Origin of the sequence: Streptomyces yaizuensis, from assembly GCF_034961445.1 — a bacterium.
GTDB lineage: Bacteria > Actinomycetota > Actinomycetes > Streptomycetales > Streptomycetaceae > Streptomyces > Streptomyces yaizuensis.
The window spans coordinates 23106-46124 of the sequence record NZ_LC735415.1 but is presented as its reverse complement, the minus strand read 5'-3'; the positions used below and the strand labels follow the sequence as shown (position 1 = coordinate 46124).

The 23019-nt window shown below is 70.9% G+C and carries 28 protein-coding genes; 23 read left to right on the top strand and 5 right to left on the bottom strand.

What is annotated here, in order from left to right:
- Positions 1-797: 797 nt before the first annotated feature.
- The 5 genes from SYYSPA8_RS37980 to SYYSPA8_RS37960 all read right to left on the bottom strand — a co-directional run bounded on the left by SYYSPA8_RS37980 (position 798) and on the right by SYYSPA8_RS37960 (position 4807).
- Positions 798-1067: a helix-turn-helix transcriptional regulator gene (locus tag SYYSPA8_RS37980; protein WP_323452059.1), complete on the bottom strand. Its 270-nt coding sequence runs from the start codon at positions 1065-1067 to the stop codon at positions 798-800.
- Positions 1068-1405: 338 nt separating this feature from the next.
- Complete coding sequence (locus tag SYYSPA8_RS37975) at positions 1406-2635, bottom strand: tetratricopeptide repeat protein (RefSeq protein WP_323452058.1); 1230 nt, start codon at positions 2633-2635, stop codon at positions 1406-1408.
- 332 nt (positions 2636-2967) lie between these two features.
- Positions 2968-3303: a hypothetical protein gene (locus SYYSPA8_RS37970; protein ID WP_323452057.1), complete on the bottom strand. Its 336-nt coding sequence runs from the start codon at positions 3301-3303 to the stop codon at positions 2968-2970.
- A gap of 79 nt (positions 3304-3382) precedes the next feature.
- Positions 3383-3940: a UTRA domain-containing protein gene (locus SYYSPA8_RS37965; protein WP_323452056.1), complete on the bottom strand. Its 558-nt coding sequence runs from the start codon at positions 3938-3940 to the stop codon at positions 3383-3385.
- A 54-nt stretch (positions 3941-3994) separates the two neighbouring features.
- Positions 3995-4807 (bottom strand): GntR family transcriptional regulator, encoded by an 813-nt coding sequence (locus SYYSPA8_RS37960; RefSeq protein ID WP_323452055.1) that lies wholly within the window; start codon positions 4805-4807, stop codon positions 3995-3997.
- A gap of 481 nt (positions 4808-5288) precedes the next feature.
- Between SYYSPA8_RS37960 and SYYSPA8_RS37955 the strand changes: the two genes are divergently transcribed.
- From SYYSPA8_RS37955 to SYYSPA8_RS37845, 23 genes are all read left to right on the top strand, one after another.
- Complete coding sequence (locus tag SYYSPA8_RS37955) at positions 5289-5858, top strand: hypothetical protein (RefSeq protein ID WP_323452054.1); 570 nt, start codon at positions 5289-5291, stop codon at positions 5856-5858.
- Positions 5859-6352: 494 nt separating this feature from the next.
- Positions 6353-6655: a WhiB family transcriptional regulator gene (locus SYYSPA8_RS37950; protein ID WP_323452053.1), complete on the top strand. Its 303-nt coding sequence runs from the start codon at positions 6353-6355 to the stop codon at positions 6653-6655.
- Between the two features lie 192 nt (positions 6656-6847).
- Positions 6848-7048, top strand: coding sequence for a DUF5999 family protein (locus SYYSPA8_RS37945; RefSeq protein WP_323452076.1), 201 nt, complete (start codon positions 6848-6850; stop codon positions 7046-7048).
- A gap of 118 nt (positions 7049-7166) precedes the next feature.
- Complete coding sequence (locus SYYSPA8_RS37940; RefSeq protein ID WP_323452052.1) at positions 7167-7544, top strand: hypothetical protein; 378 nt, start codon at positions 7167-7169, stop codon at positions 7542-7544.
- Between the two features lie 136 nt (positions 7545-7680).
- On the top strand, positions 7681-9885 hold the full coding sequence (locus tag SYYSPA8_RS37935) for a hypothetical protein (protein WP_323452051.1): 2205 nt from the start codon (positions 7681-7683) through the stop codon (positions 9883-9885).
- A gap of 303 nt (positions 9886-10188) precedes the next feature.
- Positions 10189-10686 carry a DUF6197 family protein gene (locus SYYSPA8_RS37930; protein WP_323452050.1) on the top strand — a complete coding sequence of 166 codons (498 nt, stop codon included), beginning with the start codon at positions 10189-10191 and terminating at the stop codon, positions 10684-10686.
- 46 nt (positions 10687-10732) lie between these two features.
- The gene (locus SYYSPA8_RS37925; protein ID WP_323452049.1) at positions 10733-11320 is read left to right on the top strand and encodes a hypothetical protein; all 588 of its coding nucleotides are present in this window, start codon (positions 10733-10735) and stop codon (positions 11318-11320) included.
- A 138-nt stretch (positions 11321-11458) separates the two neighbouring features.
- Positions 11459-13345: a hypothetical protein gene (locus SYYSPA8_RS37920; RefSeq protein WP_323452048.1), complete on the top strand. Its 1887-nt coding sequence runs from the start codon at positions 11459-11461 to the stop codon at positions 13343-13345.
- 21 nt (positions 13346-13366) lie between these two features.
- Positions 13367-13747 (top strand): hypothetical protein, encoded by a 381-nt coding sequence (locus SYYSPA8_RS37915; protein ID WP_136319684.1) that lies wholly within the window; start codon positions 13367-13369, stop codon positions 13745-13747.
- A 102-nt stretch (positions 13748-13849) separates the two neighbouring features.
- Positions 13850-16183, top strand: a complete 2334-nt coding sequence (locus SYYSPA8_RS37910) for a hypothetical protein (RefSeq protein WP_323452047.1) — start codon at positions 13850-13852, stop codon at positions 16181-16183.
- 81 nt (positions 16184-16264) lie between these two features.
- A complete protein-coding gene (locus tag SYYSPA8_RS37905; protein ID WP_323452046.1) occupies positions 16265-16522 on the top strand; it encodes a hypothetical protein in 258 nt (85 codons plus the stop codon).
- Positions 16523-16786: 264 nt separating this feature from the next.
- Positions 16787-17251: an RRQRL motif-containing zinc-binding protein gene (locus tag SYYSPA8_RS37900; RefSeq protein WP_323452045.1), complete on the top strand. Its 465-nt coding sequence runs from the start codon at positions 16787-16789 to the stop codon at positions 17249-17251.
- A 61-nt stretch (positions 17252-17312) separates the two neighbouring features.
- Positions 17313-17597, top strand: a complete 285-nt coding sequence (locus tag SYYSPA8_RS37895; protein ID WP_323452075.1) for a hypothetical protein — start codon at positions 17313-17315, stop codon at positions 17595-17597.
- Positions 17598-17716: 119 nt separating this feature from the next.
- Entirely contained in the window at positions 17717-18226 is a 510-nt protein-coding gene (locus SYYSPA8_RS37890; RefSeq protein ID WP_323452044.1) for a hypothetical protein, read from the top strand.
- Positions 18223-18573, top strand: a complete 351-nt coding sequence (locus tag SYYSPA8_RS37885; protein WP_323452043.1) for a hypothetical protein — start codon at positions 18223-18225, stop codon at positions 18571-18573. The genes SYYSPA8_RS37890 and SYYSPA8_RS37885 overlap by 4 nt, the downstream gene beginning before the upstream one ends.
- On the top strand, positions 18570-19532 hold the full coding sequence (locus tag SYYSPA8_RS37880; RefSeq protein ID WP_323452042.1) for an ATP-binding protein: 963 nt from the start codon (positions 18570-18572) through the stop codon (positions 19530-19532). Before SYYSPA8_RS37885 ends, SYYSPA8_RS37880 begins: the two co-directional genes overlap by 4 nt.
- An 86-nt stretch (positions 19533-19618) precedes the next feature.
- Complete coding sequence (locus tag SYYSPA8_RS37875) at positions 19619-20467, top strand: hypothetical protein (protein WP_323452041.1); 849 nt, start codon at positions 19619-19621, stop codon at positions 20465-20467.
- Between the two features lie 88 nt (positions 20468-20555).
- Positions 20556-20831 (top strand): hypothetical protein, encoded by a 276-nt coding sequence (locus tag SYYSPA8_RS37870; protein WP_323452040.1) that lies wholly within the window; start codon positions 20556-20558, stop codon positions 20829-20831.
- 88 nt (positions 20832-20919) lie between these two features.
- Positions 20920-21597 carry a GGDEF domain-containing protein gene (locus SYYSPA8_RS37865; RefSeq protein WP_323452039.1) on the top strand — a complete coding sequence of 226 codons (678 nt, stop codon included), beginning with the start codon at positions 20920-20922 and terminating at the stop codon, positions 21595-21597.
- Positions 21594-22034 carry an ASCH domain-containing protein gene (locus SYYSPA8_RS37860; protein WP_323452038.1) on the top strand — a complete coding sequence of 147 codons (441 nt, stop codon included), beginning with the start codon at positions 21594-21596 and terminating at the stop codon, positions 22032-22034. The genes SYYSPA8_RS37865 and SYYSPA8_RS37860 overlap by 4 nt, the downstream gene beginning before the upstream one ends.
- Positions 22035-22141: 107 nt before the next feature.
- Positions 22142-22348: a hypothetical protein gene (locus SYYSPA8_RS37855; RefSeq protein ID WP_323452037.1), complete on the top strand. Its 207-nt coding sequence runs from the start codon at positions 22142-22144 to the stop codon at positions 22346-22348.
- The gene (locus tag SYYSPA8_RS37850) at positions 22348-22830 is read left to right on the top strand and encodes a hypothetical protein (protein ID WP_323452036.1); all 483 of its coding nucleotides are present in this window, start codon (positions 22348-22350) and stop codon (positions 22828-22830) included. The genes SYYSPA8_RS37855 and SYYSPA8_RS37850 overlap by 1 nt, the downstream gene beginning before the upstream one ends.
- Positions 22830-23006: a hypothetical protein gene (locus tag SYYSPA8_RS37845; RefSeq protein WP_323452035.1), complete on the top strand. Its 177-nt coding sequence runs from the start codon at positions 22830-22832 to the stop codon at positions 23004-23006. The genes SYYSPA8_RS37850 and SYYSPA8_RS37845 overlap by 1 nt, the downstream gene beginning before the upstream one ends.
- Positions 23007-23019: the final 13 nt, after the last annotated feature.

Sequence of the window (23019 nt, the reverse complement as noted above, 5' to 3'; positions counted from 1 at the left end):
TCGGGGACTTCCTCTGTGGGCAGAGTCCGGAGATCAGCGGCGGGCCTGTGGACAACGAGAGCGAGGCTGGACAGGTCGGAACGAAAAGAGGGGGTCACATCTTCTACAGGTTGAAAAATCGGGTCGCGTGTGACGCTCCCGTCGAAGTTTTTCGAACCGTGGGCACATGCCGGACGAACTGCGCGGAACGGGAAAAACGGCTTCGGGAATCCCGTCACACGGGAAGCCCACCGAGCCTGAACCGGGGTGAATCGGGCAGAGCCAAGCTGACAGGGGGACACCAGATCGGGCACTATGAAGAGACCAGCTTCCATATGCGTGGACCGACCGAGCCCCTAGCGGGGCTGGGCCTATCCGTTCGTGTGGATGTGTGGGAGCCCCCTCCGTGAGGAGCGGGCGCCGAACGAAGAACCAGAGGCGGCCTCCTGGCTTCCTTGAAGTGATTCGGACGGATGCTCTGTCGGCCCTGCCAGGGGCCTCTGGAGCGCGCGGCCTCCCCCTGCCAGGGGCGACTGCGGTTGTGCGAGTGCGACCCGCCTGCCAAGGCGGGGTGCTGCTGAAGTGCGGTACTGCGATATGTGAAGAACCAGCTCAGTGAGCTGGAGCCTGGAACCGGCGCCAACCGGGGCCAGGCAGCCGACCTAAGTTGTGAGTGGTCGGCGCTGACGGGCCGCGCGAGGCCGGGGTGGATTACCAGTCCACTCTTTTGGCGCGCGCGGCCGATGACCTAGGTCATCCCGACCCCCTCGATGCCGAAGGCGGAGTCGGCGAACCCGAAAACGGGCGGCACCGCGAAGTCATCCCTCATCGGACGCCTCCTCGACGGCGGCGTCCGGGTACTTCTCCGCCAGCTTCCGAAGAAGGTGCGCGTACGCGCGGCGGTTCCCGCGGTGAGGCTGGGTGGCCCCCGCCTCCCAGCGTGCGATCGCAAGACGCTTGACCCCGATGGCCTCAGCGACTTCGGTCTGCGTGAGGCCGGCGGCGAGACGGAGCTGCTGCCGGACCTTGAGTGTGGGGAGGGTGTCCTCCTCCACCAGGGCGTCAATTCGCCTCAGCGGATCAGACATCGGAACCTCCACCGTAGGCAATGATTCCTGAAAAGATACATGATCCGGACGATCTTCGGTAAGGAGAACGAGCGTGTTGCCGCACGAGACACCGATCGGCCCCATCCGACTTCCCTCCCCCCGCTGACGACGGTCCCGCTCCTGACGTGAGAACGTGCAGGTGGAACCCCTTGGTGCCCCTGAATCGGAACAGATTTCGAGCGGCAGTTCCAGCACTCGTCGACTCGTAACCCTGCCGATCCCGCCTGACGGGACACTGGTTCGTGAACCGTCCCGCCTGGCGGGAAGCGAGCCTTGAGCGCTCGCCAGCGGGCCCGAGACGAGGGCCGGTCGTTGGGTCACTGGCCGCCTCGCAGTTCGCGGAGGTGAGCGATGAACGCCTGGGCCTCGGAGGCGTGGGCGTACTGGGACTGGAGGGCCTGACCGAGGTCGGCGGACACCATCGCTAGCGACGGCAACGAGCGCCGGCTGCCCGTGAGCGCCCGCTCGCCGAACGCCAGCGCTGAGTCCAGGTCGCCTTCGCGGGCCGCGACCACGCCCAGCGTGACCCGGGCCTCCGCGATCCGCATGGGCGAGCGTTCCGTCCCGTCGAAGTCTGTCCCCGCCCGGATCACTTCGCGGGCGAGCTGCTCTGCGAGGCGGTTCTCGCCGACCTTGCGCAGTGCGTCCATCCTGTAGAAGTCCCACTTGGCCGGGTCGACGACGAAGTGGTCCTCAATGTTCTCCGGGTACGGCATGCGCTCGAGGAGCTGACGGCCCTGGTCCAACGCCACTTCGGTCTGGGTCCTGTCCCCCAGCCTGGCCCACGCCTTCGCCTTCTGCGCGTACAACTGCACGGCGACGCTCTCGTTGGGCGCCGCCGCGATGCCGGCCTCCGCAGCCGCGACGACACCGCGGTAGTCGCCCCGGGTCAGGCTGAACCAGGCGCGCATCTCATGCGCCCACCCCTGCACGCTCAGCTCGCCGGACTCCTGGCCAAGCATCAGCGCGGCCCGCCGGGTGGCCTCGGCATCCCGCGGTCGGCCGGAGTCGTACTCCACGCAGCCCACCAACAGCGACAACTTCCCGGCGAGCGCGATGATGTCGCGGTGCTGCGCCAGGCTCACCCGCTGGTGCTGGAGCCCAACTACCCGCGCCAACCAGGCTTTTCCTTCAAGGAGCAGCTGGTCGGCAGGCATGTATGCGTACTCACAGCACAGTCGGTCCGCAGTGATTCGCAGGGCGTCCAGGGTGGCCACGTCGACGTCCGAGGCGCGCAGCCGGGCGATGATGTCGACGGTGTCCATGCCGCTGACCTGCAAAATCTCAGATCGTCCGTCGCGGCGGCCCCGCTCCGGAAAGAAGGCGCCCGTCGTTGTGTTGAAGACGGCGGCGATGGCGGACCGGTACTTCGTCGGCTGCGCGTCACCGCGCTCCCAGCGCTTCCACTGGCGAAGAAGGTCCTGCTCGCTGACCTCCTGGTCCTCGGGGAGCCGGACCATCAGCGCACGCACCGCGTCGGCCTGCGACCAGTCGCGCGCCGCACGCTCTTCGACCATCCGGCGTGCCCAGTCAGGACGCTCGTCCATTGCGGTTTCCCTTCCCCGTACGGTCCAGCGGCGCAGCCTGCGCCCCGACAGGGTGATGCCCGCAGAGCGGAGGCCGGCCCTTCTGCGGCCGAGCATGGCACGGGCCAGTGATCGCGCGGAGGTGACAAGTGGGGGTGACATCCCAGATGTCACCGGTGATCGTCACTTTGCGAAGCGTCCCGAGTGGCGCACGGTGAGTGCCGTTCACACGAGTTGATCCCCGTCCCAGTGGGAGGCGAACGGCCCATGTTGAGTCCCGCCCGACAGCCGCGAGAGACGAGCGCAGCGTGTACTTCACGGCTCCTCCTTCGCGATGGTTGCGAGGTTCGGAATCAGCTGGTGGTGTCGGCGTCAGCGGCGCGATGCGCCTGGATCACGTATGCGTACGCGGCTCCCAGGTGGCCGTACGCCGTGGTGGAGTCCGCAGAGATCGAGGCGGCGGCCGACTCTGCGGCCCGGCGCAGCTGCTGGGCAACGGCGGAGGGCAGGGTCGGCGTGTCCGCGAACTCGCCCAAGCTCCGCGCGATGTCGGAGAGGGGAGCGTCCTCGAGTACGCCGGTCGGACCGTTCGGGCCCGAGAGTGCGGGGATCCACCCGTTGGTCACGGCGAGGGAGCTGCGGATCTCGTCCACGAGCTCGGGGGCGGTGAGCCGCTTCTCGGTGTTCATGTCGGGATCGGTCTCCAAGGACTCAAAGGGGCCAGCGGTACGGGCGCCCCAGCGAGGCCGGGGCGCCCGAGACACTTCGTCAGGCGAGCGGGGCGGCGTAGCGCAGCTTCCAGCCCTTGCCGAGGATGTGCTGGGTCACCTCGACCACGCGCCCGTTGGCGGTGCCGACGTGGTTGATGGTCAGCACGTCGGCACCCTCGGGCAGACCGAGGCGGGCCGACTCCTCCGAGGTGGCGGGACGGAGCTCGACGTCCTCGACGGCGGTATCGCCCTGGTCGAAGCCAGCCTCCTTCATGCGGCTGATGATGCCGCCGACGCCGGTGTCCACCTGCTCGATGCCCGCAGCCTCGGCGACGTCGACCGGGATGTAGGTGGTGACGAGCTGAATGACGCGGTCGCCGTCGAACATCTCCCGAGCGCGCACGACGACGTCGCCTTCGACGCCCAGGAGCTGAGCGACATCCGCCGGCGCAGCGGCGCGGCTGACGGAGACCTCGGTGCGAGGGGTGCGGCCGGACCGGCGCAGTTCGGCATCGAACGCACCGTGCGCGCCGTTCTCTTCGCGCTGGCCGGTGGTGTACCGAGTGCGCGCGTCCCGCAGGACCACACCGCTGTCGTCGATTCGGTTGCTAGCCATGTGCTAAATGCTCCTTGCTGGTGTCTTGATGGACGCTTGTGTGTTCCGTGCTGGTCAGCCGGTTCCCGGGGTGTCGATGACCCACTCGTAGGCCAGCCGCCACTTGGAGCGCGGCAGGACGTGCAGGCAGATCTCCACGATCCGGCCTTCGGCGGTCAGCCCCTTGTGCGTGATCTCCAGTACGGCCCGCTCAACCGGAATGCCGAGAGCATCAGCTTCTTCTGGCGTGGGCGAGCGGACTTCGATCTCCTCGCGCAGCCGAACCTGCTTAAAGCCGGCCTCAGCCATCCGCGACTTGCTGCCTCCCGTGCCCGTGTTGTTCTCCGCGAGCACGGGGCAGGCGTCGACGACGTCCGGCGGGAACCAACTGGTGGCCACCTGAACGACTTCCAAGGCATCGTCGTTGCCCGGCAGCCCCACCCGCATGATCCGCTCACGCTTGAGAGTCTTCGCGCGGTGGTGCATCCCGTAGATCTCAGCGATCTTCTTCGGTGGCACGTCCTTGGCGATCGTGACGAGCGGGTCCTTGTTCTCGAATCCCATCGACCGCATCTCCGCCTCGAAGGCCCCAACGGCTCCGCCGGCCTCTCGCAGCGTCGGCAGGTAGCGCTGGGTGCGATCCGAGACGATCTTGCCGATCACCAGGGACACGTAGGTGCCCTTGCCCCGGCGAGAGAAGACCAGACCTTCGTCTTCGAGCGTGCCGTAGATGTCGCGCGCGGTCTGGTAGGCGATGCCGTGTTCCTTCTGGAGCTGAGGCACGCCAGGCAGGCGCGACCCAGGTGCGAGTGCGCCTCGCTCGATCTTGTCCCGGATCTCGGATGCGATCCGCTCGACCTTCCCGGGCTCTCTCTGCTTGGTGGCCACTGCTCCCCCTCCCGTGCGCATCGTGCGGCCAGCGGATCTCGCTGCCCGGTGCGCACAGCATCGCATGTCTAGTTGTTTCTCGAAAGCCGAGACTCGCGCTCGTTTAACGACACCAAGAAAATAGCAGGTCAGAGGGGGTGTCAGAAACAAGTTAGCTAGACAGGTTGACCGAGGGGGGATAGCAAGGTTCAATCGAAGAGCCCCAGCAAGCGGTGAGTAGCCGGATGCGGGGCGTAGCCGGTGCTGTACCTGCGCCTTTGGGCACCTCGCCGGCCGCAAGACACGTAGGAAGTCGTCCGCCTCGCAAGAGGGGGCCGGGGTCGATGGCAACACCAAATCCCCCGGGTTCTCGACTCTCTACTGCACGTCGCAGCGCTATGCGCTGTCCGTCCGTCAGGACGCCGGGGTCACCCGCGCGGCCTGGCGGGCGGAGAGAGCACCGCGACGCAGCCCCTCCCCTTCGCACATGAGGAGATCCCGCATGTCCATTACCGCCGCGATGCCCACCGCCACAGAACGCCCCCGCCGGACCCGAACGAAGCGGGTCAGCGCCCTCCCCGCCATCAAGCTCTCCAAGCTCCTGCCTTCGCACATCGACCTGCGCAAGCCGCTGATGGCCGTTCTGGTCTGCGAGGACTGCAAGACCTGGGTGCCGATCACCGGCATGCAGGGCAAGGTCCAGAAGCTGGTCCCGCACCACACCGGCAAGGCCGGCGTCGACGCCGCGATCCACTGCCGGAGCAGCAACCGCCGGGTCGACTTCGACATGACGATCGCGGAGTGGCGGCAGGCCCTGACCGACGCGGTCAAGGAAGCCTCCAGCCGCCAGGCCACCGCGGTACTGCCCAAGGCGTTCAGCGCACAGACCGACCGGACCCTGCGGGCCCGTGCCGAGCGCACGCCGACCGGACGCGTGGCCGACTGGAACGCGGTACTGCCCCGCGTGGCCGCCGCCGACAAGAACCGCCGGGCGATCCCCGCCGGTGACGCCCCCACGGAGAGCCCCGCGGTTCCGCTGGACACGCTCCACCCCCAGCGCTCCGCACGCTGAGCCCCGCACGAACCGCCACGGCCCCGGCCATCCCGAGCGATCGGGGAGGCCGGGGCCGTGGCTGCTCGTACGACAGCCTGAACAGCACGACAGCCCCGGCGACTTGAGACCCCCGGGGCTGTCCAGGACCTGACTGGAGGACCTGATGCGAAACAGCATCGCACGCCCGCTCGGCAACACGGACTCGGACCCGGACATGGACGAGGCGCTGCGCCGGGCGAGGGGCGGCAAGTGATGAACGCGATCACGAGCCTGACCGACGCGGAGCGCGAGGACCTGTCGAAGAAGAACAGCGAGCAGAACAAGCGGAGCGAGCAGAACCGCCGCTGACCGATCCCCCGGCATTGCCCGTCGTCCCCGCGCCTCCATGGGCGGGGCCGGCGGAGAGCGTCGGGAGCTCACCCCCGCTCCGGCCGTCCGGCCGCCAATACGCGAACAGCCCCGGGGATGCACCCCCGGGGCTGCCTCTTGCACGGACCTTCTGGGAGGCCCTGATGAACCACTCCATCGTAAACGCGGTCTACTCGCCCTCCGCCGACCTGCCGGTCAACACCAACTGGCGGGCCGCCTCCGTCTGCAAGGACGAGGACCCCGAGCTGTTCTTCCCGATCGGCAACACCGGCCCGGCGCTGCTTCAGATCGAGGAAGCCAAGGCCGTCTGCCGCCGCTGCCCGGTCATGGAGCGCTGCCTGCAGTGGGCGCTGGAGAGCGGCCAGGAGCACGGCGTGTGGGGCGGCACCGACGAGGACGAGCGCCGCCGGATGCGGCGCCGCGCGGCCCGCAAGCGCACCGCCTGACGGGAGCGCCGGACAGTTTCCGGCCCGCTCCGCAGCACTGCCGCACAACGGCTGTCCGCATGGCGGGCCGCCAGCCTTTTTGCATGTCTCCAGCCCGGGACAATCCCGGGATCGCCTTCCTCCCCGCAGGAGAGCCCCATGGAAAGCAGCCACCAGCTCGACACCGCGACGCCCCCCACCGGCACCTCGCAGATGCCGGACGCGGAGTGCACGCACACCCCGAAGTGCCCGACGGCCGACAGCCCGGACCGCGAGGCCGCACAGGTCGTGTCCGCTCACCCGGAACAGGGCTGGAGCCTGTTGTGCAACGCCCTGGTGCTCTTCGAGGACACCGGGGAGCTGCTGCCCGACGGCCAGATCATCGCCCCGCACCGGCCCCTCGCCACGGTCTGACGGCTGCCTGATCCGCCCGCACCGACCGCCGAACTCCGGCGGCCGGGACGGGCGGTGACTGAGAGCCGGACAGCCCGGACGACCGGCCCCGCCGGTGCACGCGATACGAGGAGAGCCCATGGCACAGCAGCCGCAGACACAGCCCGCCGTACGGCCGAAGACCCACTACATCAAGGGGGAGATGGTCCTGTTCCGCGACGTCGAGCGGTACTGGCTCGGTCTGCCCGGCCACACCTTCGTCGGCCGGGTGGAGCGGTCCTGGACGAACGTCCACAACGGCAAGCTCCTCTACGACCTGACGGAGCTGAGCGGCAACCGCGCCCGCGCCGGGATCGACCCCGACTACATGCGGCCGCTCCCGGCGGCCGACGCGATGCACGACATCGACACCGCGCCGCTGAGCGAGCCGGACACCGGGGCGATGACCCCGGCCGCCGTCGCCTGGCTGCGCCAGCACCTCGCGCAGGACAGCAGCACGCTGCCCGTCCGGCGCTGACCACCGCAGCACAACGGCCCTCCGAGTCCTCGGCATTAGAGCTGCCGGGGCCTCGGAGGGCCTGGTGCGACCTTACCCACCGCCGCAGATCCACGGTGCCCCTTCTCGGAGGCGCCCGGAAGAGAGAGGACTTTCCGTGGCCACCAAGCCCGCCGCCCGCCGCCGGCGCCCCGCGGCGAACCCGAAGCCCCGCAACGGGCGCGCCAAGGCACCGGCGACACCGGCCTCCGTTCCCGCCCAGGCCGCCGCCCTCGAGGAGACGGTGCCGCTGGTGCACCCGGAGGCCGACCCGGTCCTGGCCGACGCCGCCGACCGGGCCGCCGACGTCATCGACCTCGCGCGTGAGGAGGCCGCCGCCCTCCAGGCGGAAGCCGAGAGTGCGGCCGCGCGTACGGTCGCCGCCACGCACGAGCAGGTCACCGTCCTGATGACCGAGGCGCAGACCCGCGCTGCGGGCATCACCGACGACGCCGACCAGGAGGCCACCGCGCACCGCGCGGCGGCGAAGAAGGACCTGGAGGCGGCGCGCGGTGAGGCCGACCGGCTCCTGACGGAGGCCCGCGACCGTGCCAAGACCCTGGTGACGGAGGCCCGCGCGCAGGTCGCCGACCTCACCGAGCTGGCCGCCACCGACCGCGAAGCGACCGGCAAGGCGGTTGCCGAGCTGCGCCGCCTGGCGGAGGCCGACCTCACCGAACTCGGTGCCCTGGTCGACCAGCGCCGCATCGAGGCCGGCCAGATCCTCGCCCGCGCCCAGGAGCAGGCCGACGCCCTGGTCGCCGCCGCACAGCGGGAGGTCGACCAGGCCCGCGAGCGGTTCGCCCAGCTCGCGGCGACGGCAGCCGAGCAGTACGACGGCCGCCGCGCAGAGGCGGAGGCGCTGTACGCGGACGCGGTCAAGGCCGCCGACGAGCGGCGCCGCGAGGCCGACGACCGCGTCGCCGCCGCGCACACCGAGGCGGAGGCGGCCCGCACTGAGCTGCGCGAGAAGCTGCGCGCGCTCACCGACGAGTTCGACGCGGAGGCCGCTGCCAAGCGCAAGGTCCTCACCGACGAACTCGCCGGACTCAAGGCCGCCTGCGACAAGCAGCGCGAGCGGCTGCGGGATGAGGCCAAGACCGTCGCGGTGCAGCTGCGCGAGGCCGCCCAGAAGGAAGCCGACCGCATCACCACCGAGGCGGAGCGCAAGGCGAAGGCCGTCACCGACCGCGCCGCGGCCGACGAGGCCCGCGCCCGCCGGCTCCTGGAGGAGGCCCGGGAGGCGAAGCGGTCCGCGTCCCGCTGGAACGGCTGGCAGCAGAACGTCAGCCGCAAGGCATGGAAGACGGCCCCGTGGATCGCGCTCGCCGCCGGCGTCGGGCTCGCCGCCTCCGGCGAGTACGAGCTGGCCCGCATGGTCGGCATCCACCCGTACGTCGCCCCGCTGCTGCCGGTCAGCATCGACGTCTACTGCGTCACCGCGTTCCGGGCCAAGAAGGACATCCCCTACGCGCTGCTGCTGATGGCGTCGGCGAACGTGACCTACCACCTGTCCGAGCAGGCGCACCTCGTCCAGGACGGCCAGTCGGCTCCCTGGCAGCTGACCACGTTCGTCGTGCTGATCTTCGTGGCGGTCATCTGGCGCGTCCACACGCTCATGCACGACGACGGTACGGACGGCCACGGCAGCAAGGACGCTGCGGTCGGCCGTACCGGTACGGACGGCGGAAACGGAATGCCTGCTCGTACAGGTACGCACCGGCGTACCGACGCGACGGACGCTGCTTCGTCCAGCCGTACAGAGGGCGCGAGCAACGACCTGTACGCCGCGCACAACGCGGTTCAGCCGGACGGTATGGGCGCCGGATGGGACGGTACGGACCCTGTACGCCCCGCCTCGCACCCGCCGCACGACGGCGAGGCCGAAGCGGCGGTGACCAGGGCGTACAGCGGCCGTACATACGGCGTACACACCACCCCCGAAGGTGCTGCGCGTACAGGTACGGCAGCCGTGGGGCGTACCGGGACGGTCAGCGCGGCCGCACAGGGACGCACCGACGCCATCAGCGTCCGTACACAGTCCGGCGGCGAGAGCGTCCCGGGTGCCCGTACAGGTACGGCAGCCGCATCGTCTGCTGCAACCGGAACGGGCAGTACGGGGGGCGCGGACCGTCCCGGTACGCCTGTACGGACGGACGAAGAACTGCTCCCGCTCGTACAGAACCTCCCCCGCACCGAGGACGGGTTCGTGACCCTCTACCAGGCCCGGACCAAGCTCTCCGTCAACAACGACCGCGCGGTGCGCCTGCTCTCCAAGGCCGGCCTGCTGCGCCCCGAGGACGCGGACAAGCACCTGGCCTGATCCGCCGTCCCTCCTGCCGTTCATGGTCGTCCCCGGCCCGCGTCCACGCTCCCGAGCGTGAACGCGGACCGGTGACGGCCACGGCCGGCAGGCCGCTCGCCCGCACCGCGCCCCGAGCGCGGACACAGCGGGCCAGGCACAACCCGCCCCGCGCCAGACCGCATCCGTCTCCCTGCACCGAGCTCGGGCCCCGCCCCGAGCAGCTGGAGATCAGCGACGCGGTTCAGGCGCACGAAGGCCCCCCGCTGAAGCGTGATCAGCGGGGGGCCTCGGTCTTCTGCTCACGCAAGAAAGGAGCACACCATGGCACCCACGACGACCGGGCGCTTCCCCCGTACGACGACCCCGCCGGCGCCCGCGCTGGCACCCCCCGCGGTGATCCCGCCGGCCCTGGAGATCTGGGCGCCCGACCCCCCGACCTGGGGCCAGCGCCTGATCCCCAAGGGGGTCCGGTCCGCGATGGCTGACCTGGGGCTTTGGCAGGAGCCGCGCCCCTTGAAGCCCTCGTTCCACCTGGTCCAGGTGATCGAAGTCCTCACCCGCTACGGCTGGTGCCAGAGCTTCGACTTCTCCCCCACCGGACGTATGTGCATCCGGGGTGCCCAGACCTTTCTGGAATCCACCGGGCACGTCACCACGATCGACCGGGGGAAGGCCGTGAATTATCTCCAGTCCCAGCTCGCCCGGCAGGGCGTGAACATGCGGTTCTGGGAATGGAACGACCTTTCCAGCAACACCTTCCGGGGTGTGGAGGCCACCATTTCGGCGGCCTCCGACATGGCGCGTAAGAACGGAGACTGAAATGACACCGGACGAAGAGAGGGCATTCGAAGGAATTCAGGCCGGAATGACGGCCGGAATGACCTTCGGAAACAGCGCTCCGGACGCGTCCCCGTACGCCGACGAAGGGCCGTACGGAACCCCGGTCGTGCACAAGAAGGCCGGTCTGACCCGCCGGGGAAAGATCGCCATCGCGGTGGCCGGGGTGGCAATGGTGGGCGGCGGAACCATCTGGTTCCAGGTCCATTCGGCGGCCGTCGCGAAGGACGAGAAGGAGGCCGCCGCCCTCCAGGTCCAGATGAAGAAGCTGGAACTGGAGGAAATGCGGATCCGGAACGAGCAGGCCAGCACCGACAAGAAGGCCGCGAGCGCTTCCGCAGAGAAGATCCAGGCGGCCGTCGACAAGTGCGTGAAGGACTCCTCCGACCAGATCGGCAAGGGGTTCGGATCGCCCTCCAGGAGCGACGTCGTCGCGGACTGCAAGCAGCAGTACGAGACCGTCGACGGGTCCGGCATGCAGGCCGCCAGCAGCACCCAGAACGCCAGCAACGGCGAGGGCGGTGGGATCAACTCTCCCGCCCTGCTGGGTCTCGTCGCCGGTGGCGGCCTGGCCGTCGCGGTGTTCGCACGCAAGGGCAAGAAGGCTGACGCCTAGTCACGCACGGTGATTAATTACTCCCTCCCTCCTGGCGGAGAGCGCCGCAATCGGACTCCCATGATCCGGCTGATCGGCTGCTCTCCGCTGGGAGGTAAGGAGTAAGGAACCATCGCGACCACGGAGAGTGAGGAAATCATGGCGACCGATACGGCGCCCCCGGTCCCCGCGGGACCCCCCGATCCGCCCGCTGCGCCGGCCGCCCCCGCCGCGCCGGCACCCGCCGCGGACACCGGCATCATGGCCGCCCTGATGGCTGCGGTGGAGCCCGCCCGACCGGTCACCGCCACCGCCGGGGCCCGCCCGGACGGGGACGACCCGGTCGCGAAGGCGGACGCCGACGGCGTGGTGGACCGCTCCTCCCCCGGCGTCACCAGCGAGGCGTTCAAGGCCCCCGAGGATTTGACCGGGGCCGGATCCGACGCGGCCGGTGCCAAGCACAAGGAGGGCGTGTTCAAAACGCTGATCCGGGCGGGCGCGACCCGCTGGGCAAAGGGCGGCGGAACCGCGAACAAGCGGCTGGACCTGGAGAAGGCCAGGGCCAGCGCGCACCAGGTGAAAGAGGCCCGGACCACCACGGTCATGAAATCGCCTGGGCTTCCCACCCGAAACGGTTCCGGAGGGGCCGGTGGAGGGGGTCGAAATTCCGGTGGAAACAGCGGCGGTAATTCGGGCCGTAGTTCTACCGGGAACGGCTCTGCGGGAACCGGACGCGGCGGAAGCGGCGGCGCCACCGGAGGCGGCGGGCGCGGTTCGTCCGGCTCGAATGGGAGTGGTGGATCCGGCGGCGGGCGCGGCACCAGCGGAAATGGTGGCGGCGGTTCGTCGAAGGACACCAGCCCCAAGGGTGCGAAGGACTCCGGGGGTAAAGGAAAGGACGGCTCCTCGGGGAACGCGGGAGCCGGTGGAAAGGCGGGCAAGGACGGAAAGGCCGGTGCCTCCGGAAGCGGCGGCGGATCGACGTCGGGCGGCTCGTCCGGCGGTAATTCCGGCACCTCGAAGGACAAGGCCGACAAGGACAAGGGCTCGAAGGTCGACCTGAAGAAGGGCGGCGGCAGCGGCCAGGGCTCGGGCGGCTCCTCCGGGAGCAGCGGCGGATCCGGCAAGAACGGCGGGTCCGGGAAGAGCGGCTCCTCCGGGAGCGGCGGCGGGTCCGGCAAGGGCGGGTCCGGGAGCAGTGGCGGGTCCGGGAAGAGCGGCAGCTCCGGGAAGAACGGCGGCTCCGGTCACAGCGCGAACGGGACCGACGACCGGACCCCGCTCCAGCGGTCGCGGGAGACGGGGCACGGCGACGGCTCCGCGGTCCGCAACGCGGTCGACCACGTGAAGGCGTACGCGCAGGGCGCGAAGGACGGCTACCAGGACAAGAAGGAGGAGAACGGCAAGGAGCACGCGCGGCTGGACAAGGCGCACGCCGACCACAAGGCGAAGCAGCAGGACCCGAAGAAGGACGACCCGAAGCAGCAGGGGACGACGGTGACCGGGCCCAGCGGCCAGACGATCGTCATCGCCCCGCCGGACGAAGGAGACGACGGAGTGAGCACGGACGTGAAGCCCCTCCTGGTCAAGGAGATCGACGCGAACACGCTGACCCTGGGCACGGACGGTGCTCGCGGGACGGTCAGCCGCAAGGAGCTCCGCAACTTCAAGCAGTACGAGCGCAAGCTGGAGGCCAAGGAGAACCACCTGATCAAGGTGGCCGACGCGTGCAAGTCGCTCGAGGCCGCGGCGGAAGACGAGGCCAAGGACTGCCAGGAGCTGGCCGACCAGGCCAAGGCCGTCGAAGGCGGGGAGAAGCTGGCCGCGAAGCTGACCAAGCTGGCCGACAGCGCGAAGGCCCAGGCGGCGGAGGCCGCCGAGCTCCACAAGCGCGCCAAGCGGGCGGCGGAGATGTGCAAGGTCGTCCTGACCAACATCGGCACCCGGTACGCGCCGCTGTACAAGGCCGTGGTCGACAGCGACGAGACGAAGCCGGCCGAGCTGCGCTTCTACAACGACAAGGGCTCCTACGCGCCCGCCGCGTAGCCACAGGAGGGATAGAAAATCATGGCGGAGCTGACGTACAAGGTCCTCGTCCGGAAGACCCAGGACAAGGAGAAGGCCCTGGCCCGCAACGCGGAGGGCGTCAAGAAGGCGGCGGACAACATCAAGGAGCTGGCCGACGACACGGCCTCCGACGCGGACGCGCTGGGTGCCAAGAGCGTGGACCGTGACTCCCTGGCGGAGTGCCAGGAGCTGTCGAAAATCATCCGCGGAGTGTCGGACGGCGCGATCACCTACGCGTCGAAGACGGCCGACACCGCGAAGGCCGCGAAGGCGGCAGGCGACCAGGCCCGCACCACCCACGCCGGGTTCCAGGAAGCCTTCGACCGCTCCGACGTGACGGACCTGGAGAAGGTCAGCCGCGACTGGTTCGAGCAGGAATAGCACCACCCACCACCGGCGCGGCCGGCCCGGGGAGCGCATGGAGCGCATCCCCGGGCCGGCCGCGCCCTTTGCGGACCCGTACCCAGACAGGAGTAGCCCCCGATGTCCACCATCACCAAGGCCGTGCCGAACGCGGAGCCTGCGGAGCGCGCCGCCGCGGCGCTCCAGATCGTCCTCCCCGTCGGGGTGGGCATCCTGGCCCCCTACCTGGACCCGAACGCGGCGGCCTACGCCGGGGCCGGCTTCCTGGCCGGGGCGACGTTCGCCGGAGCCAACTACATGAATCGCCTGGGCCGCTGGGCGAACCAGCTCCCCGGCATCGACATCGCGCGGGCGCACCGCGACACCATGGGGATCTCCACGATCACCACCGGCATGGGCCTGGCCCTGGGCCAGCTGGGCGGAGCCGAGGCGTCCGACGCGCTGATGGCCGGCGCCCTCGAGCCGACCACCATCCCCGGCATCCTGTCGCTGGGCTGGTGGGCCGCGGTGGTCTTCACCGGCTGGCGCCTGCGCCGCGTCTTCGGCAGGCAGAAGATCGAAGTGCCGCAGGCGCAGCCGACCGGGCAGGCCGCCCCCGCCAACACCGGCGCCCCCGGCCCGGTGTCCCTGGCCGACAAGATGATCGCCGCCTGGGGGCGCGTGATCAGCGACCCGAAGTCGGGACGCCACCGCAACCAGGTCCTCTCCGACGTCGTGATCTACGCCGACCGCTGGGAGGGGCGGATCACCGCAGCCCTGGGCGACTCCGTGAACGTGTCGAAGGAGGCCGTCTCCAGTCTCTTCGGCCGCTCCGTCGACGACATCACCATGAAGTACGGCGCGCACTCCGGCGAGGCGTTCATCACCGTCTGGTACAAGCAGCGCGCGGAGCTGGACCCCTCCACGCTGGAGGGCGCCTGGAAGCGAGTGCAGGCGAGGGTCCTGCCGAAGACGCACCTGGAGGAGGTCGGCGAGGACGTGAACACCGGCGGCCAGGTGGCGCGCGTCGTGGCCGACGACGACCTGGACGCGCTCCCCCGCGTCGTCAACCTCGGGGAGCTTGCCGGTGCGCTGCGCCGCTCCATCGACCTCGTCTCCTACGAGCCGGGACGGCGCGACCCCCGGCGCGCGATCATCCGCGTCATGGACCACAACCCGCTGGAGGCCGGCCACGACTTCCAGGGCCTGGACTCCCTGAAGGCGACGCCGGGCGGCTGGGTCAACATCGGCAAGATCGTGAGCGGCTTCCCCGCGAAGATCCAGCTGTTCGACCCGAAGCTGGGCGCCCTGCACGTCGTGATCGCCGGTACCACCGGCTCCGGCAAGGGCGGCACGGGCCAGATGATCAGCCTGGCGTACCACGCCAACAAGATGGCCCAGCTCTACGGCGACCCCAAGGGCGCGTCCAACCCCGCGATCCCGAAGATGGCCGCCTACAGCGGCCTGACGCAGATCGGCGCCCTGGGCGCCATGCGGCTGTCCTGGTGGGTCCTCCAGCACCGGATCGAAGAGGCCGCCCGCCTGGAGCTGAAGAACTTCGAGCCGACCGCGATGCGGCCGTACTGCGCCACGATCCTGGACGAGGCCGCCCAGATGCTGGCCCCGGGCGCACCGAACCGCAAGGAGGCCGTGAAGATCGTCAAGGACGGCGCCTCCCTGACCCGCTCCATGGGCATGCCCTGGGTCCTGATCAACCAGACGGTGAACCTGGACCAGCTGGGCGGCGAGCAGGCCATCCGCGCCAACCTCCTGGCCGGCGGCACCTGGATCATCCTGCGCACCGACAGCGACCAGATCAACCTGGGCGACCTTCCCCCCGGCTTCGACGGGATCGACCCCTCCCTGATCCCGCCGGTGTGGGTGGAGGAGGACGACTCGCTGGTCTACGACCCGACCATCGAGGAGTCCGACCCGCGCCGCACCTTCGGCCTCGGCTACGTCGCGGCCCCGGGCGGTCGCGCGGGCATGATGCGCATCGACAACCTGGAGGACGCCACCGAGCACATCCGGCCGGAGAACATCCTGGCGCCGGTCGACGTGCCCTGGTGGGGCGACGAGGCGTACATGGAGGAGCTGGCCATGACGCCCATCCCCGGCTTCGAGGAGAAGGACGGCGAGGGCGGAACCGGCGAGGCCGGGACCTCGTTCCCCGGCGTCGACCTCCCGAAGACCAAGGAGCTCACCTCGGAGGAGAAGGTCCTGGCCGCCCTCCGTGACGAGTCCGACCCCATGTACGTCGACATGCTCGACCAGGGCGACGAGATCGACCCCGACGACGTCGACTACGTGGAACGGGGCCAGCTGCAGGCCGCCTGCGGGGTCGCGGAGAGCACGTTCGCGAACGTGCTGAACAAGCTGGAGAAGGCCGGGAAGATCCACCGGGTCAAGGAAGGCAAGACCTCGAAGGTGGCCCTGGGTCCCCGGCCGGAGGAGAGCGGCGAAGAGGCCGCCTGACCGCTGCCACACCACGGCGCGCTTCCCACACGGGGGGCGCGCCGTTCCCATCCCCGCTCGTCCAGCACCGAAGGGAATCTGATGAAACCGCAGCTTGAGCAGACCGAGTTCTGGGTCGGCACCTTCCACGGAAGCCACGACGGCATCCCGGCCGAAGTCACCGCGACCCGCGACGACACCCGGCCCCAGCCGTACGGCTGGACGTGCACGTGCGGCGCGTCCCGCTCCTTCCCCACCGAGCAGGGCGTGTGGCCCACCGCCTGGCGCCACACCCACCCGACCCGCTTCGACCGGCTTCGGTCGTGGGCCGCCCGCCGCCTCCGCACCGCCCGCCGCTGACCTGACGCTCTGCCTGGCCCTCGCCCGCCCCGCCCTCGGGGCCGGCGAGGACCGGACAGGCCGCCCGGCCGCACGCCTCACCCCTTTCCGCCCCGTCGACGGTCCTCCGCCGGCGGGGCGCAGCACTGCCCGCCATCAACCCTGTTGGAGGACACCCGTGCTCATTTCCCGCCCGCGCCGCCGTATCGGCCGGCCTCGCCCGCAGCGCCCCGGCCCCCGCTACCCGCAGCGCCCCGCCCGGCTCCCCGGTACCTGGAGCCGGTGATGCCGCGCCCTCGGAAGAAGGGTCGTCGCCGCGAGCTCAAGAAGGTGCCGCGCAGCACCGCGACGCTGGAGGAGTTCGACCGGCGCTCCTGTCCCGAGGGCCTGGTCACCCGACGCCAGCTGCGCGAGCGGGGCCTGTGCCCCGGCGGGCACGGCCCGGTCGCGGTCCTGCGCTGCAAGTACTGCGCGTACCGGCCCGACCAGTCGTGCAACCACCCCACCCGGGCCTGGCTTTACGACGTAAAGAACGCCCGGCCCAAGCGCGTGCCGACGCTCGCGCAGGAATGGGCACTGGACCGGGCGATGGCCGCGAGGTCCACCTGCCCGCAGTGCCTGCGCCGGTACTACTTCTGCCTTCCGCTGCGCACCCAGGGCTGCTGCGACCCCTGCGCCCGGGGCTACGAGCCCAGCCCCGACACCTACTTCGCCTCCACGGCCCCGGTCATCCACCGGCTGGCCGCCTGATCAACGAACCCCTCGAAGGAGAGTCACCGTGGCTCGTCCACCCCTTCGCCCGGCCCTGTCCATGCGCGCCCGAACCGCCGTGCTGGTCGCGGCCACCGTGCTCGTCACGGTCGCCGCGGCCGCCGCCTTCCTCGAGGCCGGCCATCGGCGGCTGTACGTCGACCGGCACCGCATCGAGCTCAAGCCCCGACCCCGCCGCTCCTGCCCCGACTGCCGGGGCGCGGGTGGCTGGTGGACCGGCGGCCCGTTCCCGGAGATGGAGGCGTGCGGCTGCTGGTCCGAGCGGCGCGAGCTCCGCGTCCGGCTCCTGCCCGTCCCGGCCTGGCCGGACGAACCGCCGTTCTGAACGACCTCCGCCCCGGCCGCACAGGCCGGGGCGAAGGCGCACGGGGTCGACCGCAGCATCGGCAAAGAGGCCGGTCGTCCCGCTCCCATCACCCGAATCGAGATCAGGAGAACCCCAGCATGACGCATCGCCCCGCCACCTTCGCCGCCCTGCTCGGACTGACCCGCGCCGCCAGCGCGATCGGGGACTTTTGGATCCAGGACGACTTCTGCGCCCGCGTGAAGGGCGCCTCCGACGACCACCCGGTCACCTACGTCGACCCGGCCACCGAGCAGAAGACGGTCCACGGCACGGCCGACGGCCGCAAGGCGTGCCTGAAGCACTGCCTGACCTACACGGCCACGCAGGCCATCGTCGCCGGGGCCGGCGTCCGCGCGCTCGGCATCAAGGTCCACCCGGCCGCCGCCGCGGCCGCGCTCGCCATCTCCTTCGGCACCCACTACGCCGCGGACCGCCGCGTCCCGGGCAAGGGCCTGCTGGAGCGCATCGCCACCAAGACCGGCAAGGGCGGCTTCTACAAGCTCGCCGACTTCGGCATGAACGGCGCCTTCCACCTCGACTCCGCCTGGCACCACGGCTGGGAGACCGTCGCGGCCGTGGTCGCCACCACCAAGGCCACCACCCGGTGACCGGCCACACCCGCACCCGCCTGGACCGGGTGCGCGCCTCCGTCGGCATCGCCCAGCTCGCCCTCCAGCAGATCGAGGACGACCTGAGCGCCGACGACGTCGACCAGGAGGAGCTCGCCGCGATCCTGCGCGAGCTCCAGGAGGACGTCGACGTCCCCGGCGGTCTCTTCCCCGCCCTCGCGCAGCTGGTCACCGCCGCCGCACGCCGGGCGGAGCAGATCGAGCCCGACCGCGACGGCGACGCCTCCTGCCCCCTGCACGAGGCCGCCGCCCTGCTCACCGACAACGCCGGGCCCCGCCTGAACTGGGCTGCCCGCTCCCTCCACCCGCAAGGAGATCTCGCATGACCGAGCTGATCTGCTACCCGCCGATGCCCGAGCACAGCCTCGTGGTCCTCATCGGTGCGTCCGGAGCCGGGAAGTCGACGCTCGCGCGCACCTGGCCCGCCTCGCAGGTCCTGTCCCTGGACGCACTGCGGGAGGCCGTGGCCGACGACGCGGGCGACCAGGACGCCACCGGCGACGCCGTCGCCGCCCTGCACCTGCTCCTGGAGGCGAGGATGCGCCGCCGGCTGTTCACGGTCGTCGACGCCACCAACGTCACGGCCGCCTCCAGGAAGCCGCTCATCGCCGCCGCCAAGCGCCACGACATGCTCCCCATCGCGGTCGTGTTCACCACGCCCGGCAGCATCTGCATCGAGCGGCAGGGCCCGAGGCCGGCCAACCGCACGGTGCCGGAAGAGGTGGTCGCCCAGCAGCACGACGACATGTTCGCCTCCCGCCGCACCCTGAAGTCCGAGGGCTTCCCCGAGATCGTCTACTCCGACAGCATCTGCCGACTCGCGCCGTACCTGGAGCGCCTGAGCGGCACGCGGCAGGCCGACCTCGGACTGGACGGCAGCAACGGCCTCGGTGACCTGAACCTCGTCTCCCGGGTGTTCGGCGAGGAGATCCTGCCGCTGTGGCAGTGGAAGCCCAGCTCGAACATCGCCGGCGGCGACCGCGTCGCTGAGATCCGCCTCGGTCAGCAGTCCCTCACCCTCGCCCTGCGCACCGACGTGGACGGAGAGGGCGACGTCGGGTTCGACGTGATGGTGCCGTGCCCGCACGACGACGCGTGCACCGGCCACGCCTGGGTGCCCGCCTACAGCGTCACCTGCCTGTTCCGCGCGCTCAACGGCGACCTGGACGACGACGAGGACATCGTCTGCACCGTCCACGGCCCGAACACCGACGAGGACCAGGAGGACGACCCCGAGGGCCGCGCCGACCTGGAAGAGCAGTACGCGGCCGCGGTCCGCGAGTGAGCCGCACCGCCGCCGCTTCGCCGAACAGCCACAACCCGCCCGGCCCCGCCGGGCGCCCGCTGCTTCCCCGGGAAGGACACCCCGCCATGGGCATCACGATCACGAACACCTACGGCACCGCGCACAACGTCAGCGATACCAACCCGACCCACGTCACCAGCTGCGACCGCTACCGGTTACCGCTGGTCGGCACCATCGCCCCGGGCAACCCCGGCTACGAGGACATGGTCGAGATCCTCAAGGACAACGACCACGACACCCGCCCCGAGGGCTACGGGCTGATCTTCCTGGAGTCCGAGGAGTTCTCCGCCACGTACTTCGGGTCGATCGCACAGATCGAGCAGTACAAGCGCGAGAACGCCAACGGCGGCCAGGCGACCTTCGACCCCTCCCAGGGCGTCATGTACGCCCAGTGGCCCCACGGCAAGGGCTGGGACACCTTCCTCCCCCGCGTCTTCTGGAACCAGGCGCAGCGCGGTGGGATCGCGGACGGCGTCGGCCTCGTCACCGCCTTCGCGCACACCGAGATCCCGGGTGCGGAGGTCATCGTCTTCGAGTTCGAGGGCAAGTGGCTCCCGGACAGCGAGCCGCAGCAGCTGGTCACCTACCACTGCACCGGCTGTCACCTGGACACCTTCCACGACTGCGGGCACGTCCACGAGAACACCGGCCCCGACAGCCGACGCTGGGCCGCCCGCCAGGCCCGCCAGCACCTCATCAGCGCCCACCGGCACGGCGTCGGCGACACCAACAGCGCCTGCCGCCCCAACAACGGCGAGATGCTGCGCGCCGTGAACGCGGCCGCCCGCGAGATGTGGGGCACCACGGGCAACGCCCTGCCGGACACCGACGACGCGTACTGCGCCACCAAGGGCCCCTGCTCGATCATCCGCGAACTGCGGGCCGGAGTCCGCCCGCCCGTCTACCGCGCCTGACGGACGCTCCGTGCCGCCCCGGCCTCTCCGCACGACGGAGGCCGGGGCGGTCGCGGTGGTCCCCCAAGCACGGAAGGAGTTGGACGTCATGCGCCGGTACGAGGTTGACGTCCCGATACACCACGCAACGGACCAGGAACGGCGAGGTCTTCACGTCTTCATCGGCTGCGCCGCTGGAGAGAGCGAGGCCCTGGCCGCCGCGCACCACGCCTACGACCGGGCCATGCAGCACCTGTCCGCCGGCCGCCCGGCACCCGACGACTCCAGCGACGGATGGGCCGCACACGGCCTGCGTCCCGACTGGGTCCTGGACTGGCACAAGGCCACCACCGAGGCGTGGACCAACCCCAACAGCCTGATGTGAATTCGCCCCGAGGCAGGCGCCACAGGCGTCGAAACCGTCGCCTGCCCCGGGTTCCCCATCCCGTACGAGACGAGAGGGAGACACCAGTATGGACTCCGTCCTGCACACCACGGGCCGCTTTGGCCCACGCACCCTCCTGATCACCGCCGCAGCCGTCCCGCTGACCGGCTGGGCCGTCCACGCGACGGTGCTGCTCAAGCAGATCGCCGCCAAGGAGAAGGACCCGCTGACGGGCCTGCTGCGCCGCGACACCTACACCGCCCGCGCCCGCCGGATCCTCGCCCGGCGCGGCGACGACACGACCGTGGTCATGGTCGACGCCGACAGGTTCAAGGAGATCAACGACGGCCTCGGACACGAGGCGGGCGACACCGTCCTCGCCTCGATCGGAGCGCGACTCACCGCGTGGGCGGGCCCGCGCGCCGCGATCGGCAGGCTCGGGGGCGATGAGTTCGCCGTGGTCCTGGAGCTGAAGGCCGATCGCCGCGCCCAGCGCCTGGAGCAGCTGGTCCGGATGCTGCACACGCCGGTCACCCTGGACGACGGCCGCACCGTCGCCGTCGCCGCCTCGGTCGGCGCCGCGGCCCCGGCTCCGGTCGGCTCCCGCGACCTGACCGTGTTGCAGAGGGCTGCCGACGCCGCCCTGTACGACGGCAAGCACTCGGGCCGGGCGGTCCTCGCGACGGCGCAGCACACCACGGTGGCGTCCATCAACGGGCGCCGGGCCGGCCGTCCCGGCACCAGCGTCTGGGGGCGGGCCGCATGAGCACCGTGACCCTGCCCAAGGGCGACTGGATCCGCGGCATCAGCATCCGACAGCCGTACGCGGCCTGCATCCTCGCCGGGTCCAAGACGGTGGAGAACCGGCCCGCACGGTGGCGGACCGGCTGGGTGCTGCTGCACACGAGCAAGACCGTCGACCGGCCCGCCCTGCGCCTCCCGCTGATCGGCCGCACGATCCGCGACCGCCAGCTGGTCACCGGCGCGGTCGTCGGCGTCGCCCGGATCACCGACTGCCACCAGGACCTCGAGGGCGCGCCGCTCTGCTCGGAGTGGGCGCACCCGGGCGCCTGGCACCTCGTGCTCGCCGACGTCCAGGAGCTCCCCCTCCCCGTCCCCGCGCGCGGACAGGTCGTGCCCTGGAGGCCGACGCCGGACCTGCTGGAGCGCGTGTTCCAGCAGCTGCCCGACTTCCGGCCGTGACCAGCGCCCGAGCCCAGAAGAAGCAGCCGTTCGCGCCGGGCCTGGTCCCGGCCTCCGGCGCGCAAGCGCGCCACCCACGCCTGAACGCCCTCCCCTCGGAGGTCCCCATGAGCAGCACCGACCGCGACGTCGACCACGCTCTCGCCTACCCCGAGCCGCCGGCCTCCCCGCTCTGGCACCGCCACGGCGGCGCGACGCCCCGGCCTCTCACCCCCGCTCAGCAGAAGCGCAACTGCGAGCTCCTGGTACTCGCGCAGCGCACCACCCGACCCCGCACCCCGCGCCCCACGAAGACCCTGGCGGAGGCCCGCTGATGGACACCAAGCACTGCGCCGTCGACGGCTGGGTCGACGCGATCCCCGCCCCCGGCCCCGGTCGCACGGCCACCTTCGACCTGACCGTCCGGCCCGCCGACGCGGACACCCTCCCCGAGGACGCCCCCGACACGGTCATCTCCTGCACCAGCGCGGCCGCCCCGATCGTCCACGAGCTGCTGCACGCCATACAGCCGGGCGACCTGCTGCGCGTCACCGGCACCCTGCTCCAGCCCTCGGTGCCCGGCCAACCCACCCGGCTCACCGTGGACGTCCTGGAGGTCCTCGACACCGCGCTCATCCCGGTCCTGGGAGAGATGGTGCTCGACAGGTACGCCGACTACATCGTCGTCTTCGACGCCGACCACGACCAGGTCCCCGTCTTCACCGCGAACGGCCGGTGGGTCGGCCTGGCCGACAACGCCGACGCCATCGCCACCCTGATCGACATCGACGAGCGCGTGCACGGCGGTGACGCCTGATGGCCACCGCCGCGCAGCCCCGCACCGTCCTGGAACGCTTCCCCGCCGGCCACCCCCGCGGCTCCTGGCCCGCCGACGAATACGCCGCCGCCCAACGCGCCCAGGGCACCGACGCCCACGTCGTGATGGACCTGACCACCGACCAGTTCCTCGTCGTCACCGACACCACCCACTAGCCCGCCGAACCGA

What these genes read in the sequence shown, in the direction of transcription:
- SYYSPA8_RS37955 (WP_323452054.1), top strand. Translation starts at nt 5,289, where the DNA reads ATGTCCATTACCGCCGCGATGCCCACCGCCACAGAACGCCCCCGCCGG.
- SYYSPA8_RS37980 (WP_323452059.1), bottom strand. Translation starts at nt 1,067, where the DNA reads ATGTCTGATCCGCTGAGGCGAATTGACGCCCTGGTGGAGGAGGACACC.
- SYYSPA8_RS37875 (WP_323452041.1), top strand. Translation starts at nt 19,619, where the DNA reads ATGGGCATCACGATCACGAACACCTACGGCACCGCGCACAACGTCAGC.
- SYYSPA8_RS37895 (WP_323452075.1), top strand. Translation starts at nt 17,313, where the DNA reads ATGCGCGCCCGAACCGCCGTGCTGGTCGCGGCCACCGTGCTCGTCACG.
- SYYSPA8_RS37845 (WP_323452035.1), top strand. Translation starts at nt 22,830, where the DNA reads ATGGCCACCGCCGCGCAGCCCCGCACCGTCCTGGAACGCTTCCCCGCC.
- SYYSPA8_RS37965 (WP_323452056.1), bottom strand. Translation starts at nt 3,940, where the DNA reads ATGGCTAGCAACCGAATCGACGACAGCGGTGTGGTCCTGCGGGACGCG.
- SYYSPA8_RS37920 (WP_323452048.1), top strand. Translation starts at nt 11,459, where the DNA reads ATGGCGACCGATACGGCGCCCCCGGTCCCCGCGGGACCCCCCGATCCG.
- SYYSPA8_RS37940 (WP_323452052.1), top strand. Translation starts at nt 7,167, where the DNA reads ATGGCACAGCAGCCGCAGACACAGCCCGCCGTACGGCCGAAGACCCAC.
- SYYSPA8_RS37925 (WP_323452049.1), top strand. Translation starts at nt 10,733, where the DNA reads ATGACGGCCGGAATGACCTTCGGAAACAGCGCTCCGGACGCGTCCCCG.
- SYYSPA8_RS37905 (WP_323452046.1), top strand. Translation starts at nt 16,265, where the DNA reads ATGAAACCGCAGCTTGAGCAGACCGAGTTCTGGGTCGGCACCTTCCAC.
- SYYSPA8_RS37915 (WP_136319684.1), top strand. Translation starts at nt 13,367, where the DNA reads ATGGCGGAGCTGACGTACAAGGTCCTCGTCCGGAAGACCCAGGACAAG.
- SYYSPA8_RS37970 (WP_323452057.1), bottom strand. Translation starts at nt 3,303, where the DNA reads ATGAACACCGAGAAGCGGCTCACCGCCCCCGAGCTCGTGGACGAGATC.
- SYYSPA8_RS37870 (WP_323452040.1), top strand. Translation starts at nt 20,556, where the DNA reads ATGCGCCGGTACGAGGTTGACGTCCCGATACACCACGCAACGGACCAG.
- SYYSPA8_RS37945 (WP_323452076.1), top strand. Translation starts at nt 6,848, where the DNA reads ATGCCGGACGCGGAGTGCACGCACACCCCGAAGTGCCCGACGGCCGAC.
- SYYSPA8_RS37890 (WP_323452044.1), top strand. Translation starts at nt 17,717, where the DNA reads ATGACGCATCGCCCCGCCACCTTCGCCGCCCTGCTCGGACTGACCCGC.
- SYYSPA8_RS37950 (WP_323452053.1), top strand. Translation starts at nt 6,353, where the DNA reads ATGAACCACTCCATCGTAAACGCGGTCTACTCGCCCTCCGCCGACCTG.
- SYYSPA8_RS37880 (WP_323452042.1), top strand. Translation starts at nt 18,570, where the DNA reads ATGACCGAGCTGATCTGCTACCCGCCGATGCCCGAGCACAGCCTCGTG.
- SYYSPA8_RS37860 (WP_323452038.1), top strand. Translation starts at nt 21,594, where the DNA reads ATGAGCACCGTGACCCTGCCCAAGGGCGACTGGATCCGCGGCATCAGC.
- SYYSPA8_RS37855 (WP_323452037.1), top strand. Translation starts at nt 22,142, where the DNA reads ATGAGCAGCACCGACCGCGACGTCGACCACGCTCTCGCCTACCCCGAG.
- SYYSPA8_RS37865 (WP_323452039.1), top strand. Translation starts at nt 20,920, where the DNA reads ATGGACTCCGTCCTGCACACCACGGGCCGCTTTGGCCCACGCACCCTC.
- SYYSPA8_RS37900 (WP_323452045.1), top strand. Translation starts at nt 16,787, where the DNA reads ATGCCGCGCCCTCGGAAGAAGGGTCGTCGCCGCGAGCTCAAGAAGGTG.
- SYYSPA8_RS37930 (WP_323452050.1), top strand. Translation starts at nt 10,189, where the DNA reads ATGGCACCCACGACGACCGGGCGCTTCCCCCGTACGACGACCCCGCCG.
- SYYSPA8_RS37975 (WP_323452058.1), bottom strand. Translation starts at nt 2,635, where the DNA reads ATGGACGAGCGTCCTGACTGGGCACGCCGGATGGTCGAAGAGCGTGCG.
- SYYSPA8_RS37910 (WP_323452047.1), top strand. Translation starts at nt 13,850, where the DNA reads ATGTCCACCATCACCAAGGCCGTGCCGAACGCGGAGCCTGCGGAGCGC.
- SYYSPA8_RS37850 (WP_323452036.1), top strand. Translation starts at nt 22,348, where the DNA reads ATGGACACCAAGCACTGCGCCGTCGACGGCTGGGTCGACGCGATCCCC.